Below are 15,170 nucleotides of genomic sequence, written 5' to 3' on the forward strand. Positions count from 1 at the left end.
GAACACCTTATTTATTACATTATTATTATAGATGGACCTTTAGTAACAAATTTACATTGCGTTCGTCAACATTTGGAATGCCGAATTTGTTATTCCAATGAGCGTATTCAACACCCACATATAGGCGGTTGTCATAACCGATCATAGGGCCGATGTTGTACTTGAGCTGTGAGGTAAAGTTCATTTCGGCGGCATGACCTTCGCTGGCTGAAGACCAGTCGATAAATCCGTCGTAGTAGAAGTTTTCGGCAAAAGGCACGCCCCAAACGGCGGTGAGCTGATAGTTACTTTCGTAAAACTCGTTGCTACGGCGGTATGCATTGAGCTGTAAGTAATCAAAACCGGTTACATTCAGATCAGTACCCACGCCCACTAAGTAGTTATCGAAACCTTGACCCACTTCCCAGGTAGTTGCAACGTAAGCTGCTTTTACCAAGCTGTCTTCGGCAAAGTCGTATACTTTGAAGCGCGGTGAAATTTCAGCGTAGGTTTCGGTGAAACCGTCGTCTGACTTCAAGCGGTCAACAAATAAGAACGAGTCGCCCCAGCTATAGCCGCCAGCATGCTCAAAGGTAAAGACTTGACGGTCGCTGTCACCAACTTCGTAGTTGGAGCCATTCAAGTAGGTGGCGCTGATGTCTTGCCAGAAGATTTCTGCGTTAGCGGTTGCGGAAAATAGGAGGCTGCCAGCAATAGCGGCATTCAGTAATGTCTTGTTCATTGTCATCTCGTAAAGGTCGTTATTAGTTACTCGTTATTCGTTACTCGTGATTAAAGAAAGTTTGATAGTCGGTTTTTCGAATAACCAATAACGAATAACGAACAACGATTATTTCAAAGGCCAGCCGCCGAGGGCTTGGTAGCGATTCACCATAAAACAAAACAGCTCAGCCGTACGCTCTGTATCGTATACCGCCGAGTGTGCTTGCTTATTGTCAAACTCAATGCCTGCCGCTTGGCAGGCTTTAATCAACACGGTTTGGCCTAAGAACACGGCGGCGAGGGCTGCGGTGTCGAAGGTAACAAACGGATGAAAAGGGTTTCGTTTTAAATTCGCGCGCTCTGCGGCAGCCATGACGAAGCCATGATCAAAAGTGGCGTTATGGCCAACTAAGATGGAACGTTGGCAACCGGCGTCTTTTTGCGCTTTGCGAATCGGTTTAAACATGTCTTTGAGGGCGCCGGCTTCATCCACGGCTCCGCGCAATGGCGAGTGGGGATCAATGCCGTTAAAGTCAATGGCGGCTTGCTCAATGTTCGCGCCTTCAAAGGGCTCAATGTGGTAATGCAAGGTTTGGTCGGGCACCAATAAGCCGTCGTCATTGAATTTTAACGTGACAGCGGCTATTTCCAATAGCGCATCGGTTTTGGCGTTGAAACCAGCGGTTTCAACGTCAATCACCACCGGCATGTAGCCGCGAAAGCGCTTTTGCATTAACGCATTGGCGTTGTCGTTACTCATAAATCCCCAGGATTCTTGGCACTGCGTTCAATCAATTCAATGGCGTAGCCATCCGGGTCGCGAACGAATGCGATAATGGTTTTGCCGCCTTTAACTGGGCCTGGCTCGCGGTAAACATCGGCGCCAGCTTCTTTCAATTTGTCACAGGTGGCATAAATATCTTCAACACCGATAGCAATGTGGCCGAATGCGCCGCCATGCTCGTATTCACTGACACCCCAGTTGTAGGTGAGCTCTAATACGCTGTGGTCGGCCTCGTCACCGTAACCGACAAACGCTAACGAATATTTGTATTCTTCGTTGTCGGCGGTACGGAGCAATTTCATGCCTAAGGCTTTGGTGTAAAAATCGATTGAGCGCTGCATATCGCCAACGCGTAACATGGTATGTAATAAACGCATGTGATGCTCCTAGTCGTCCGAGGTTTTGTCTTTAAATTCGCATAAATCTTCAATAATACAGCTGCCGCAGCGTGGTTTGCGTGCAATGCACGTGTAACGACCGTGCAAGATGAACCAGTGGTGTGCATCTACTTTAAATTCGGTCGGAATCACTTTCTCTAAACGGTCTTCTACCGCGCGTACGGTTTTGCCAGGGGCAAATTTGGTGCGATTTGAAACGCGGAAAATATGCGTATCCACGGCAATTGTTGGCCAACCAAAGGCAGTATTTAATACGACGTTGGCCGTTTTCCGACCGACCCCCGGCAGTGCTTCAAGGGCTGCGCGATCTTCAGGTACGTCACCATTGTAGTGATTTACTAGAATTTCGCAGGTTTTGATGACATTTTCAGCTTTCGCGTTGAAAAGGCCGATGGTTTTGATGTGTTCTTTGACGCCATCTACGCCTAAATCCAACATTGCCTGCGGTGTTGGGGCGGCGGGAAATAGTTTACGTGTCGCTTTGTTCACGCCAACATCGGTCGCTTGTGCTGAGAGTAAGACAGCAATCAGCAACTCAAAAGTTGAGTTGTACTCCAACTCTGTGGTTGGGTTAGGATTATTGGCGCGTAGGCGCTCTAATATTTCAACGCGTTTTTGTTTATTCATAGCTCTTATTGTGACGTCACTCGAGCACGAGTCACCTGTTTCTCTGGTTTCTCCGCATGGGCGGCACGATAATGATCAATCCAATTTTTGCCAGCGATAATGAAGCCCATCACAATGAAGGCTCCGGGTGGCAATATGGCAAGCAGCAGCGGGTAATCCACGCTAAACAACTCAACCCGTAGGTCAGCCGCCCATTCGCCAAGTAATAAGTTCGCACCATCAAACAGCGTGCCATTACCTAGAACCTCACGAATACCGCCGAGCAATACCAATACCAAGGTAAAACCAAGGCCCATCATCAAACCATCAAATGCAGCGTGATGCCATGGGTTTTTCGAGGCGTAGGCTTCAGCGCGGCCAATAATGGCGCAGTTGGTGACAATCAACGGAATGAAAATACCCAGTGCTTGGTATAGACCGTATACGTATGCATTCATCAGTAACTGGATGACGGTTACAAAGGTTGCGATAACCATCACAAATACGGGAATACGTATTTCCTTTGGTACAAATTCGCGTACCAAACTGACGGTAATGTTCGAACCAACAAGCACTAAAAGCGTGGCTAAACCAAGACCAAGTGCGTTGGTTACAGTCGCGGTAACCGCCAACAGTGGGCATAGCCCTAATAATTGCACCAAGGCGGGGTTATTGTTCCATAAACCTTGCCAAGTGAGTTCTTTGTAGGTGTTGGTGTTCACGTTCACGTCGTTGCTCATGATTGTGCTCCTGAGCTTTCGCCATAACAGTTTGCGGGTGCGCTAAACCATTGCTGTTGGTTGTTTTCAAATACCAATGCCGCACGTTTCACCGCTTGAACTACCGCCCGTGGCGTGATGGTTGCGCCGGTGAATTGATCAAACATGCCACCGTCGCGCTTCACGGCCCAACGCGGGTCGTCTTCGCCATTCACGCGCTGGCCATTAAAGCTGGTGATCCAATCGTTTTTGCGAATTTCGATTTTGTCACCAAGGCCGGGTGTTTCTTGGTGTTGCAGTGTGCGCACACCGGCAATTGATGCGTCAGCGTTCAGTGCCACTAACAAATGAATGGCACCGCTGTAACCATTGGGCGCCGTCACTTCAACAGCAACCGCTGTTGGCTCATTGTTCACATAAGCGCGGTAAACCCGACGCGGCGCTGAGCCAAGATCAGGATGACGAATAACCGTACAGCTTTGATATAAATCGTTGTCGTGCTGGTCAGCGGGAATGATTTGATTCAATACCCGCAGTAATTCTTGCTCTTGCTGACGTGAAATCGGCTCTTTGGTGACGAGCGAGGTCATGATCACCAAGAATGTCGCGACAATGGCAAAGCCTGCCAAAATAAGTCCGTTGCGTCCCATACTTTTAAAAATCATGAGCGACCTCCGTGACCGTAAGCAATCGGCTGAGTGTATTTATCAATCACTGGCACGGTCATATTTGCCAACAACACAGCAAACGCAACGGCGTCAGGGTAGCCACCCCAAGTACGAATAACGAATACCAAGAAGCCAACCAACAAGCCGAATACCCAACGACCTTTATTTGAGGTTGCGGCAGTCACCGGATCGGTCGCAATAAAGAACGCACCAAGCATGGTGGCGCCACTTAATGCGTGCAACATTGGCGTGATTGCTTGGTCTGGATTAAATAGCCAGTAAATAGCGGCTGGAACCAATAGGCCAACGAGCATGCCGCCAGGAATGTGCCAGCTAATAATCTTTTGTTTGATGAGAACGAGGCCACCGAGCAAAAAGGCTATGTTCACCCATGCCCAGCCAATACCGGCAAAGTCATCAAAAATTGGTTTACTGAGGGCCTCGCCCAGCGTCAACTGGTGATTCAAATCATTGCGAAGGCTATCGAGTGGTGTGGCCATGGTTATGCCGTCAGCACCCATACGTAGTTGCTCAAGGTTATAACCGGCTTGGGTGAAGCCACTGAAAATCAGGCTCACCGTATCGCTTATTGAAACCTGTAACTGCGCAAGTTCATTCGGTATTGGCCAACTAGTCATTTGTACCGGGAATGAAATAAGCAGCAATACATAACCAGCCATTGCTGGATTAAACAGGTTTTGTCCCACACCGCCATACACGTGCTTCACCACAATGATAGCGAATGCGGTACCCATGACAATAATCCACCACGGGGCAAGGGCAGGGATACTAATCGCGAGTAATACTGCGGTGACGATGGCCGTGTGATCTTGCCATGCATGCGCAACCGGCCGGCCACGTAAACGCATGGCGAGCCCTTCAGCAACCCATGCGGTCAACAACGCCAAAGCGAGTTGCACATAAACGCCAAACCCGAAGAAATAGGTTTGTACCAGAACCCCAGGAATTAACGCCAGATACACCCAGCGCATCACTTGCTGCGTGGTTCGGCGCTGGTGCGCGTGGGGTGAGGCCGCTATTTTAAAGGTCATGCGTCGTCACCTTCTTTGTTCTGTTGTTGAGCCGCTGCCGCTTGTGCTGCTTTTCGTGCTTTAGCGCGGGCAATGGCCGCTTGCACGGCGTCTTGCGGATTGTCACCGCCCTGTGCGACAGCTTCAGCTTGGGCTTTCTTCCGTGCTTCGGCGGCTTTACGATGCCGTTCAAGACGTTCTTGTTTCTCGCGCTCAAGGCGTTCTTGGCGTGCTTCAAAACGTTCGCGTGCCACTTCCGCTTTCGCCTTTTCACGCGCAATATTGCGAACTTCAGCTTTCGCTTTACGGTAATAATGCACTAACGGAATTTCGCTTGGGCACACATAAGCACAAGCCCCGCATTCAATACAGTCAAATAGGTTCTGCTGATCTAACCCGTCATAGTCTTTTGCTTTAGCCAGCCACTGTAATTGTTGTGGTAACAGCTGGGCAGGGCAGACGTCAGCACAAGCACCACAGCGAATACATGCCATTTCGTCTTGTGCTGGCGCAAGTTCTTGGCTGCTTGGCACTAAAATACAGTTGGTAATTTTCACCACCGGTACAGACAAGTCAGCGAGGGTAAAGCCCATCATGGGCCCACCCATAATTACCCGTTGGTCGGGTTCCGGTTTAAACCCACATTGTTCCAATAAATAGGCAACCGGCGTACCTAGGCGAACCCAGTAATTACCTGGCTTCTCAACATTTTCACCGGTGACCGTGACTACGCGCTCAATCAGCGGTTTACCTTGAAGTACCGCTTGCGCTACGGCAAATGCGGTACCAACGTTTTGCATCACTAAGCCAACATCAATTGGCAACCCGCGACTTGGTACTTGGCGACCGGTCAATAGTTGAATTAGCTGTTTTTCGCCACCTGACGGGTACTTCACCGGCACCACGCGCAGTGCAAGTTGCGGGTGTTTATCTAATAACCCTTCGAATGCCGCAATCGCTTCAGGTTTGTTTGCCTCAATCGCAATTAACGCTTTTTTACAGCCAGCGATGTGTAGCAGAATTTCGGTGCCATCAATAATGGTTTGTGCGTGCTCACGCATGAGACGGTCATCGGCACTGATATAAGGCTCGCACTCAACGCCATTAATAATGAGATAGTCTAACGGACGCTGTAACGCGAGTTTTTGCGCCGTCGGGAAACCGGCGCCGCCCAAACCTGCAATGCCTGCATCCTTGATTCGCTCAAGCAAATCAGCGCGACTGATTTGTGTGTAATCAGCTAATGGCTCTAGGGCAATATGCTCATCGTTGCCGTCGGCTGTGATGGTAATCACCGTGTCGGCAAGCCCCGACGGGTGCGCAATAATACCAGGCCCAATGGCGGTGATGGTGCCGGAAGTAGGGGCATGCACGGGCAGCCCGTTATTCGCGCCAATTTGCGTGAGTGCTTGGCCAGCTTTCACCTGATCGCCCACCTGTACCAACAGTTCACCGGGTGCACCAGAGTGTTGTTTCAACGGCAAATAATAGTCTTTTGCTAACGGCAATGGTGCTATGGATGTTTGATTCGACAGCTCTTTACGCTCGGGCGGATGAATACCACCTGGAAACGTCCAAATGTGACCTGCTTCTATCGCTTTGGTTGCTGCTGACATTAGTTTGACGACTCCACAACTCGAACAGGAATCTGCTGGAGATCCCACTGCCAATTATCCGGCCGAACAGGCACCGGAACCATGTCAATACAATCCACTGGGCATGGCTCTACACAAAGGTCGCAGCCCGTGCACTCGTGTGCAATTACGGTATGCATTTGTTTAGCGGCACCTAAAATGGCATCAACAGGGCACGCCTGAATACATTTGGTACAGCCGATACATTCGTCTTCACGAATGACGGCAACTTTCTTCACGTCTTCTTCGCCGTGAGCAGAATCCAGCGGTTTCGCCTCAACGCCCATCAAATCGGCTAAGGCATTAATTGTCGATTGACCGCCCGGTGGGCACTTATTTATTTCATCACCATTGGCAATGGCTTCGGCATATGGGCGACAGCCCGGATAGCCGCATTGGCCACACTGTGTTTGCGGCAAAACTGCATCGATTTGATCCACAATCGGGTCACTTTCAACGCGGAATCGCACGGCAGCAAAGCCAAGAATAAGACCGAAAATAAGCGCGAGAACGCCAAATACGATGAGAGCAGTTACAACGGTCATGAGGTGGTCACCAAGCCGCTAAAGCCCATAAATGCCAGAGACATCAGGCCCGCTGTAATCATTGCCACAGCCGCTCCTTTGAACGGGATAGGAACATCTGCTGCCGCTAAGCGCTCGCGCAAGGCTGAAAACAGAATTAGTACAAGAGAGAAACCAAGAGCGGCGCCAAAACCGTACACAATTGATTCAATAAAATTGTGCTGTTCATTGATATTTAATAAAGCCACACCAAGTACCGCACAGTTGGTGGTGATCAGCGGTAAGAAAATACCTAGCAAGCGATATAAAGTAGGGCTGGTTTTGTGCACGACCATTTCGGTGAATTGCACCACAACGGCAATTACCAAAATAAAGCTCAATGTTTGCAACGCCATCAAATCGAGCGGCGCCAAAATATATTGATTCACCAAATAGCTCGAAACCGACGCTAACGTTAGTACAAACGTGGTTGCAGCCGACATACCGATAGCGGTTTCTAGCTTATTGGAAACCCCCATAAACGGGCATAACCCGAGGAATTTAACCAATACGAAATTGTTGACTAGTACCGTTGCTACCAACAGCAGCAAGTAGTCACCCATGCGAAAATCCGTCCCATTACTTTGAATAGTGCCTATTATCGAATTTTTAGCGCTGTGAAACAACCGATGAACTGTAGTGTTATTCAAGTTTGTCACTGAATATTCATAAAACTGTCACGGTGTTGTTACGCGAACTGTCTAAATTTCAACCAAGCCAGCAACGGCAAGCCGCATGAGGCATTAATGATGACCGCATTTATGGCCAGATGGATTGGTAAGTTTAGCCAGTTTGATCAACGTAGTTTTCGTTGGTTAAATCATCGACTTGAGCGCTGCTGTCGCCATCAAATTGTTCGTTGGATATCTCGTTCAGGTGATGGTTATGTGTATGCACTGATAGCCTTAATGATGGCGATTTATCTTGAGACTGAAAGTGTTATTCCTATTACCGCGTTGCTTATTGGTTTTGCAATTGAAGTACCGCTGTTTTCAATACTAAAACGTATATTAAAGCGTCAACGTCCTTATCAAAAGAATCCGCAGTTTCGTTCGGTCATTTTGGCACACGATCAATTTAGTTTTCCGTCAGGGCATACCACAGCTGCCTTTTTGTTTGCTGGCATTATGAGTGCTTTCTTCCCAGCATGGTCATGGGTGCTCTATGTCTGGGCTGCTGCTATCGGTGCTTCGCGTGTGTTGCTAGGTGTGCATTACCCTGGAGATATTCTCGCCGGTGCCACACTCGGTTACGTCATTAGTCGTTATGCAATTAGTTTGGCAAGTTAGCGCCGTCGTAAAGTTCATGGAGGTAGTATGCGAATTTTAATTGGTGTTCAGGGAACCGGTAACGGCCATTTGAGCCGATGTTCAGCCCTAGCTGAGGCGTTAGAGAGCTTCCCAGATGTTCAGGTGCAATTTTTGGTTTCTGGCCGCGATAAAAGTCAGTTATTTGACATGGCTGCATTTGGTGACTGGCAATGGCGCCAAGGCTTGTCGTTTGTGGTTGAGCAGGGCAAGGTGAATTTGTTTGAAACGGTGCGTCGTAATCAATGGCAACAGTTTTGGAAAGATGTGCGTGAACTCGATTTAAGCGACATTGATTTAGTGGTGAGTGATTATGAACCGATTACCGCTTGGGCAGGGCGCTTGCAAGGTAAAAAAGTGATTGGTTTAGGGCGTCAGTACGCATTCTATAAGCCAACGCCCAGCCTGCCAATTTCAGCAGCCCATCGACAAATGTTACGCTGGTTTGCGCCGGCTGACGTCGCCGTTGGCATGCATTGGTTTGATGACGCATCGCATGTATTACCGCCAATTATTCATCAGCGTGGTCGCAACGCTAGCGTGCGTCCGCGTCATTATGTCGTGTATTTACCATTTGAGCCGCTGGCATCTATTCATAAGCTATTACAGCCATTTGAGAATACGACTTTTGAGGTGTTCCATCCGCAAGCAGAACAACGTGAAGTGGGGCATATTCGTTATTTTGCGCCATCACGAATTGGATTTGCAGAAGCGATGGCTAGAGCCGAGGGAATCATCAGCAACGCCGGCTTCGAAACCGCTAGCGAAGCGCTGGCAACGGGCAAGAAATTGCTAGTTAAGCCGTTAACCGGTCAATTTGAGCAAACAGCCAATGCCGAATGTTTGGAGCGATCACGTTTAGCGCAAGTGATGTGGTCATTAGACTCTGACGCGGTATCGAAGTTTTTACAGGTGCAAAAAGGGAATTATTGTCGCTGGCCGAATGTCGCGCATGCGGTTGCCGAATGGTTAAGCGACGGCGCAGTAGAGCCTGTTCACCATTTAAGTGCAAGACTTTGGCAGCGTACTGAATTTGAAGATTACATGGAATGTTTAAAGAGTTATTAAGTGGCTCCCCAGGTTGGATTCGAACCAACGACACATGGATTAACAGTCCACCGCTCTAACCAACTGAGCTACTGGGGAATACTTAAGGGGTATTCGGGGGTGTTGTGAGATGTCTTGGCTCCCCAGGTTGGATTCGAACCAACGACACATGGATTAACAGTCCACCGCTCTAACCAACTGAGCTACTGGGGAACACATCTGACAACGGGTGCGAATGTTAAAGGCGGTTGCGGCCTCTGTCAATACTAAAAAATGCTGTTTGCTTGTTTTGTGCGCAAACTGTATGAAAAATTTAAAGTCAAGTAGTCACAATGGTTGTCTATATACCAAATGATATACACTCAAACTCGTCTCGGTTATCCACATGAAAGCAGATCGCACGTGTTTCAACGGCTAGACAATCTTATCCACTAAATCTGTGGATAACCTTGTGGGAAACTGTGTGAGTTGCTTTTAACGGTGGGCTTTTGGGGCTGATTTAGCGATTGCTTAAAAATTGGCTTTAAAAATAAATAACTATATAAAACAACCTGTTATGTGTCACCTTTACAGAACCTTGAAAGTTTTTGGCGGCGACATGTCGTCTGTCGCATTTTGATACATCGATTGTGTATTTCTTACCTAATTTGTACACAAAACCGACGCTAATAGAGCGCTTATAACCCAGTGTATTTCCGATGATTAATTTTTTGTGACGAATATATTTTAAACAACTGTTTTAGCGTTGCTGTCATGACCATGTCATATGAATTATTCATGAAAAAAGCCGCATTGATTGAATGCGGCTTCAGTCGACATTATTTAAGCTGAAGATTAAGCGCTTTCGGCAAACGCTTTAATACGTTTTACTGCTTCTTTTAGCGTATCGAGGCTACAGGCGAACGAGAAGCGGCAGTGGCCAGGTGCACCAAATGCGGTACCTGGAACTAACGCCACTTTGGCTTCATTCAAAATCATCTCGCACAACTCAACGTCTGAACTTGCGCCTTTTTGACTGATAAGCTCATCAATATTAGCAAACGTATAGAAAGTACCGTCACCAGCAATGCATTTCATACCAGGAACTTCGTTGAGGGCTTCCACGAGATAATCGTGGCGCTGTTTAAACGCCTTAACCATGTCGGTGATACAGCTCTGGTCACCTTCAAGTGCAGCAAGCGCGGCCCACTGGCTGATGCTGGCTGGGTTTGAGGTGCTTTGCGATTGAATCTTCTTCATCGCGGCAATCAGTGGCTTAGGGCCAGCAGCGTAACCAATGCGCCACCCCGTCATGGCGTATGCTTTTGATACACCCGACAAAATCACAATGCGCTCTTTCAAATCTGGTGCAACCATCGCGATGTTATGGAAGCTCTCGTCACTCCACAAAATGTGCTCGTACATATCGTCGGTGGCGATTAGAACTTGCGGATGTTGACGCAACACGTCGGCAAGGCTTTCTAATTCAGCTTTGGTGTAAGCAGTGCCTGTTGGGTTTGACGGGCTATTTAAAAACATTAAGCGTGTTTTCGGAGTAATGGCTGCGGCTAATTGCTCAGCAGTGATTTTATAGCGCTGCTCAATACCTGCTTCAATGAATTTCGGTACGGCACCGACTAAAATCGACATATCTGGATATGATACCCAATACGGCGCAGGAATCAGTACTTCGTCACCCGGATTAAGCCATGCGCTCAACAAGTTAAAAATACTGTGCTTACCGCCGGCAGAAATCAAAATTTCGCTGGTTTCGTAGGTTAAGCCATTGTCACGCTTGAACTTATCAACCACGGCTTGTTTGAGTTGCGGAATGCCGTCGACCGCCGTGTATTTGGTGTGACCCGCATCAATGGCAGCTTTTGCCGCGGTTTTGACAAATTCAGGGGTATCGAAATCAGGTTCACCCACACCCAAACCAATCACATCATAGCCAGCAGCTTTAAGTTCAGCAGCTTTTTGCGACACAGCAAGTGTTGGCGATGGTTGAATAGCGTTAACACGGTCAGATAGTTGGTATTTCACAGTGCGATCCTAAACATAGATGGGGTGAAAAAGTTGCTGCTACTATATCTTTTTCGCGGAATTTTGTCTATTGAGACACAGCTTATAACATAGCGAAAAAGCGCAAAATTCGTTACACTACGGCTTCTTTTTTCAATACCGGTATTAACGACACATGAGCCAAGCTGTAGCGGCAAAATCATTACTGCACGATCCTATTCAACCCACTCTCTGGCGGATGACTTGGCCGGTGATCATTGGTGTGTTGACGCTAATCAGCTTCAACGTGGTTGATACGTTTTTTGTCGGTATGTTGGGCACTGACCCGTTGGCTGCTGTCAGTTTTACCTTTCCGGTTACCTTTACCATTGTAAGTTTAGCGATTGGCTTGGGTATTGGAACATCAGCGGTTATCGCACGTAAGCGTGGCTCGGGCCGAGAGGAACATGCCAAGTTTGATGGTGCAACGGCGTTGTCGGTGTCAGCATTGTTGGTGATGATCTTGTCTTTAATTGGCTATCTCACCATGGATCCAATTTTCGCCGCGCTGAATGCCCAAGAACGTTTATTGCCATACATCCATGATTACATGTCCATTTGGTTCTTAGGTGCCGTGTTGTTGGTCACGCCAATGGTTGGCAATGCCGTATTACGCGCAGCCGGGGATACCCGAACACCGTCCTTGATCATGGCATCGGGAGGGCTGCTCAACGCTATTTTTGATCCGATATTAATTTTCGGTCTTGGCCCCATTCCAGCCATGGGCGTACAAGGTGCAGCGCTCGCCAGTTTAATTTCCTGGATTATCGGCTCAGGTTTGGTGTTGTGGTACCTCAGTTATAAACAACTGTTATCGTTAAAAGCACCAGCTGATGCTAGTTGGTTACGTTCCGCACGCCAAATCTTGAATATTGGGGTACCCGCTGCTGGTGCCAATATGTTAACGCCATTAGCGATGGCGGTGATTACTGCGATTATTGCAGCATACGGCGCGCCGGCAGTCGCGGCATTTGGTGTTGGCACGCGTTTGGAATCACTGGCGAGTGTGATTATTCTGGCGCTATCGATGTCGTTGCCACCGTTAATTAGTCAAAATTTTGGTGCACACTCATTTGATCGTGTTGGTGCGGCTTATCGGGTCGCGGTGCGCAGCGTACTCATTGTTCAGCTATTTATCTATGGTTTATTAGTCGCAACGGCACCGTGGATTGCCGCAGCATTTACCGATGATCCGGAAGTGGCACGTCTAATTCGGTTATTCATCTTTATTATGCCGATTGGTTACGGTGTACAGGGCGTGATTATTCTGACGAATTCAAGTTTGAATGCACTGCATCGCCCGATGAATGCGTTGGCATTAAGCATTGTGCGTTTATTTGTGATGTTCGTGCCGCTGAGTTGGTTAGGTGCCATTATTTACGATATACCAGGGTTATTCGTGGGTGGCGTGATCGCGAACGTGATCACTGGCGTACTTGCATGGTTCTGGTTCCACCGTGGCTTACGGTTGGAAACAGCGCGCGAGCGGCAAGAGCACGTGAATAGTGCGTTAGAAGGTGTGGCAGAAGGAGCAACCAAATGAGTCGAGCATTTGAACTCAAGTCCGATTATCAGCCAGCGGGCGACCAGCCGGCGGCCATCGAGCGCTTGGTTGACAACTTAGATGCAGGTTTAGCTCATCAAACCTTATTGGGTGTGACTGGCTCGGGTAAAACCTTCACCATGGCCAATGTGATTCAAAACATCCAACGGCCAACGTTAATTCTTGCTCACAATAAAACGCTCGCTGCGCAACTCTATGGCGAAATGAAAGAATTCTTCCCGAACAATGCGGTTGAATATTTCGTGTCGTACTACGATTACTATCAGCCAGAAGCGTATGTACCAACCACGGATACATTTATTGAGAAAGATGCGTCAATTAACGATCACATTGAGCAGATGCGCTTGTCCGCAACTAAGGCATTGATGGAGCGTCGTGACGTTGTATTGGTGGCCTCGGTATCATGTATTTATGGTTTGGGTGACCCTGAATCGTATATGAAAATGATGCTGCATTTGCGTCGCGGTGATTTGATTGATCAGCGCGATATTCTTCGCCGCTTGGCGCAGTTGCAATATAAGCGTAATGACGCGGCGTTCGAGCGGGGCACCTATCGAGTGCGCGGTGAAGTCATTGATATCTTCCCTGCGGAATCAGAACAGTTAGCCATTCGTGTTGAGCTGTTTGACGATGAAATTGATCGCATCAGCTTTTTTGAGCCGTTAACCGGGCAGGTGACTGAGGCTGATGTCGCCCGCGCAACGGTATATCCAAAAACGCACTATGTCACGCCACGCGAAACCATTCTTAATGCCATTGAGCGTATTAAAGAAGAATTAAAAGAGCGCAAACAACAGCTTCTTGATTCGAATAAGTTGGTGGAAGAGCAGCGACTCAGTCAGCGCACTCAATACGATATTGAAATGATGCTGGAGCTTGGTTATTGCTCGGGCATTGAAAACTATTCGCGCTATTTATCTGGGCGTGCGCCAGGCGAGCCACCACCAACCCTATTAGATTACTTGCCAGATGATGCCTTACTGATTATTGATGAGTCGCATGTGACCGTGTCGCAAATTGGTGCCATGTACAAAGGCGACCGTTCGCGTAAAGAAAATTTGGTCAATTATGGCTTCCGATTGCCATCAGCGTTGGATAACCGGCCGCTCAAGTTTGAAGAGTTTGAGGCCATTGCGCCGCAAACCATTTATGTTTCCGCGACACCTGGAAAGTATGAAATTGAAAAATCAGCAGGCGAAGTCGTCGAGCAGGTTGTTCGCCCAACGGGATTGATTGACCCAGAAATTGAGATTCGTCCGGTCGCCACTCAGGTTGATGACTTGATGTCGGAAGTGCGTTTACGTGTCGAGCGTAACGAACGTGTTCTTGCGACCACACTAACTAAGAAGATGGCAGAAGACCTCTCCGATTATTTGGACGAGCACGGCATTCGCGTGCGCTATTTGCATTCAGACATCGACACCGTTGAGCGGATGGAAATCATTCGCGATTTGCGCTTGGGTGAGTTCGATGTTTTGGTTGGTATTAACTTGCTACGAGAGGGCTTGGATATGCCAGAAGTATCTCTTGTCGCGATTCTTGATGCCGACAAAGAAGGCTTCTTACGCTCTGATCGCTCATTAATCCAGACCATTGGTCGTGCGGCTCGTAATCTCAACGGTCGTGCCATACTTTATGCTGATCGCATTACCGGCTCAATGCAACGCGCCATCGACGAAACCGATCGCCGCCGCGCGAAGCAAGTGGCATATAACGAAGAGCACGGCATTACACCAAAAGGCTTAAACAAACGCGTGACCGACGTCATGGATCTCGGCGGTGGCATTCGTGCCCCACGCCGCGAGAAACAGCGTGTGAGCGAAGCGGAAGCAGCCTACGATCCAGCTATGTTTGATCCGAAGGCCTTGGTTCAGAAAATTGAACAGACTGAGAAGGCAATGTATCAGGCGGCTAAAGATTTGGAGTTCGAGAAGGCGGCGGCGTTGCGAGATGATGTTGCTAAACTCCGCGAGCAACTCAAAGTCCTTTAACGGCGTTATTGGTTATTCGTTAGACGTTATTCGAAAAGACAAAACAAAAACGGTCTTTCGTTTTTAACGAGTAACCAATAACGACTAACGAATATCGCTTTTGCATTTCACGTTCA

At 48.2% G+C, this 15,170-nt stretch carries 15 protein-coding genes and 2 tRNA genes; 4 read left to right on the forward strand and 13 right to left on the reverse strand.

Going from position 1 to position 15,170, the window contains the following annotated elements; genetic code table 11:
* Positions 1-25: 25 nt before the first annotated feature.
* The 10 genes from D3795_RS01775 to rsxA all read right to left on the reverse strand — a co-directional run bounded on the left by D3795_RS01775 (position 26) and on the right by rsxA (position 7,668).
* Positions 26-721 (reverse strand): DUF5020 family protein, encoded by a 696-nt coding sequence (locus D3795_RS01775; RefSeq protein WP_310942372.1) that lies wholly within the window; start codon positions 719-721, stop codon positions 26-28.
* 108 nt (positions 722-829) lie between these two features.
* Complete coding sequence (gene rnt, locus D3795_RS01780) at positions 830-1,462, reverse strand: ribonuclease T (RefSeq protein ID WP_156265889.1); 633 nt, start codon at positions 1,460-1,462, stop codon at positions 830-832.
* A complete protein-coding gene (gloA, locus tag D3795_RS01785) occupies positions 1,459-1,863 on the reverse strand; it encodes a lactoylglutathione lyase (protein WP_156265890.1) in 405 nt (134 codons plus the stop codon). Before gloA ends, rnt begins: the two co-directional genes overlap by 4 nt.
* A gap of 9 nt (positions 1,864-1,872) precedes the next feature.
* Positions 1,873-2,511 carry an endonuclease III gene (gene nth, locus D3795_RS01790; RefSeq protein ID WP_156265891.1) on the reverse strand — a complete coding sequence of 213 codons (639 nt, stop codon included), beginning with the start codon at positions 2,509-2,511 and terminating at the stop codon, positions 1,873-1,875.
* Positions 2,512-2,516: 5 nt separating this feature from the next.
* The gene (locus tag D3795_RS01795) at positions 2,517-3,230 is read right to left on the reverse strand and encodes an electron transport complex subunit E (RefSeq protein WP_156265892.1); all 714 of its coding nucleotides are present in this window, start codon (positions 3,228-3,230) and stop codon (positions 2,517-2,519) included.
* Positions 3,227-3,874, reverse strand: a complete 648-nt coding sequence (gene rsxG, locus D3795_RS01800; RefSeq protein ID WP_156265893.1) for an electron transport complex subunit RsxG — start codon at positions 3,872-3,874, stop codon at positions 3,227-3,229. The genes D3795_RS01795 and rsxG overlap by 4 nt, the downstream gene beginning before the upstream one ends.
* A complete protein-coding gene (gene rsxD, locus D3795_RS01805; protein WP_156265894.1) occupies positions 3,871-4,929 on the reverse strand; it encodes an electron transport complex subunit RsxD in 1,059 nt (352 codons plus the stop codon). The genes rsxG and rsxD overlap by 4 nt, the downstream gene beginning before the upstream one ends.
* Positions 4,926-6,524 carry an electron transport complex subunit RsxC gene (gene rsxC, locus D3795_RS01810; RefSeq protein WP_156265895.1) on the reverse strand — a complete coding sequence of 533 codons (1,599 nt, stop codon included), beginning with the start codon at positions 6,522-6,524 and terminating at the stop codon, positions 4,926-4,928. Before rsxC ends, rsxD begins: the two co-directional genes overlap by 4 nt.
* Complete coding sequence (rsxB, locus tag D3795_RS01815) at positions 6,524-7,087, reverse strand: electron transport complex subunit RsxB (protein WP_156265896.1); 564 nt, start codon at positions 7,085-7,087, stop codon at positions 6,524-6,526. The genes rsxC and rsxB overlap by 1 nt, the downstream gene beginning before the upstream one ends.
* On the reverse strand, positions 7,084-7,668 hold the full coding sequence (gene rsxA, locus D3795_RS01820; RefSeq protein ID WP_126759027.1) for an electron transport complex subunit RsxA: 585 nt from the start codon (positions 7,666-7,668) through the stop codon (positions 7,084-7,086). The genes rsxB and rsxA overlap by 4 nt, the downstream gene beginning before the upstream one ends.
* A gap of 198 nt (positions 7,669-7,866) precedes the next feature.
* Between rsxA and D3795_RS01825 the strand changes: the two genes are divergently transcribed.
* Positions 7,867-8,394 carry a phosphatase PAP2 family protein gene (locus D3795_RS01825; protein WP_216648963.1) on the forward strand — a complete coding sequence of 176 codons (528 nt, stop codon included), beginning with the start codon at positions 7,867-7,869 and terminating at the stop codon, positions 8,392-8,394.
* Between the two features lie 27 nt (positions 8,395-8,421).
* Positions 8,422-9,480: a glycosyltransferase family protein gene (locus D3795_RS01830; RefSeq protein WP_156265897.1), complete on the forward strand. Its 1,059-nt coding sequence runs from the start codon at positions 8,422-8,424 to the stop codon at positions 9,478-9,480.
* Between the two features lies 1 nt (position 9,481).
* Here the strand turns inward: D3795_RS01830 and D3795_RS01835 are convergent.
* The 3 genes from D3795_RS01835 to D3795_RS01845 all read right to left on the reverse strand — a co-directional run bounded on the left by D3795_RS01835 (position 9,482) and on the right by D3795_RS01845 (position 11,481).
* Positions 9,482-9,558 (reverse strand) — tRNA-Asn (locus D3795_RS01835).
* Positions 9,559-9,595: 37 nt separating this feature from the next.
* A tRNA-Asn gene (locus D3795_RS01840) sits at positions 9,596-9,672 on the reverse strand.
* A gap of 621 nt (positions 9,673-10,293) precedes the next feature.
* Positions 10,294-11,481: a pyridoxal phosphate-dependent aminotransferase gene (locus tag D3795_RS01845; RefSeq protein ID WP_156265898.1), complete on the reverse strand. Its 1,188-nt coding sequence runs from the start codon at positions 11,479-11,481 to the stop codon at positions 10,294-10,296.
* Between the two features lie 154 nt (positions 11,482-11,635).
* Between D3795_RS01845 and D3795_RS01850 the strand changes: the two genes are divergently transcribed.
* Positions 11,636-13,042 (forward strand): MATE family efflux transporter, encoded by a 1,407-nt coding sequence (locus D3795_RS01850; protein ID WP_156265899.1) that lies wholly within the window; start codon positions 11,636-11,638, stop codon positions 13,040-13,042.
* A complete protein-coding gene (gene uvrB / locus D3795_RS01855; RefSeq protein ID WP_156265900.1) occupies positions 13,039-15,054 on the forward strand; it encodes an excinuclease ABC subunit UvrB in 2,016 nt (671 codons plus the stop codon). Before D3795_RS01850 ends, uvrB begins: the two co-directional genes overlap by 4 nt.
* Positions 15,055-15,170 lie beyond the last annotated feature (116 nt).

Source organism: Pseudidiomarina andamanensis (genome assembly GCF_009734345.1).
Classification (GTDB): Bacteria; Pseudomonadota; Gammaproteobacteria; order Enterobacterales; family Alteromonadaceae; genus Pseudidiomarina; species Pseudidiomarina andamanensis.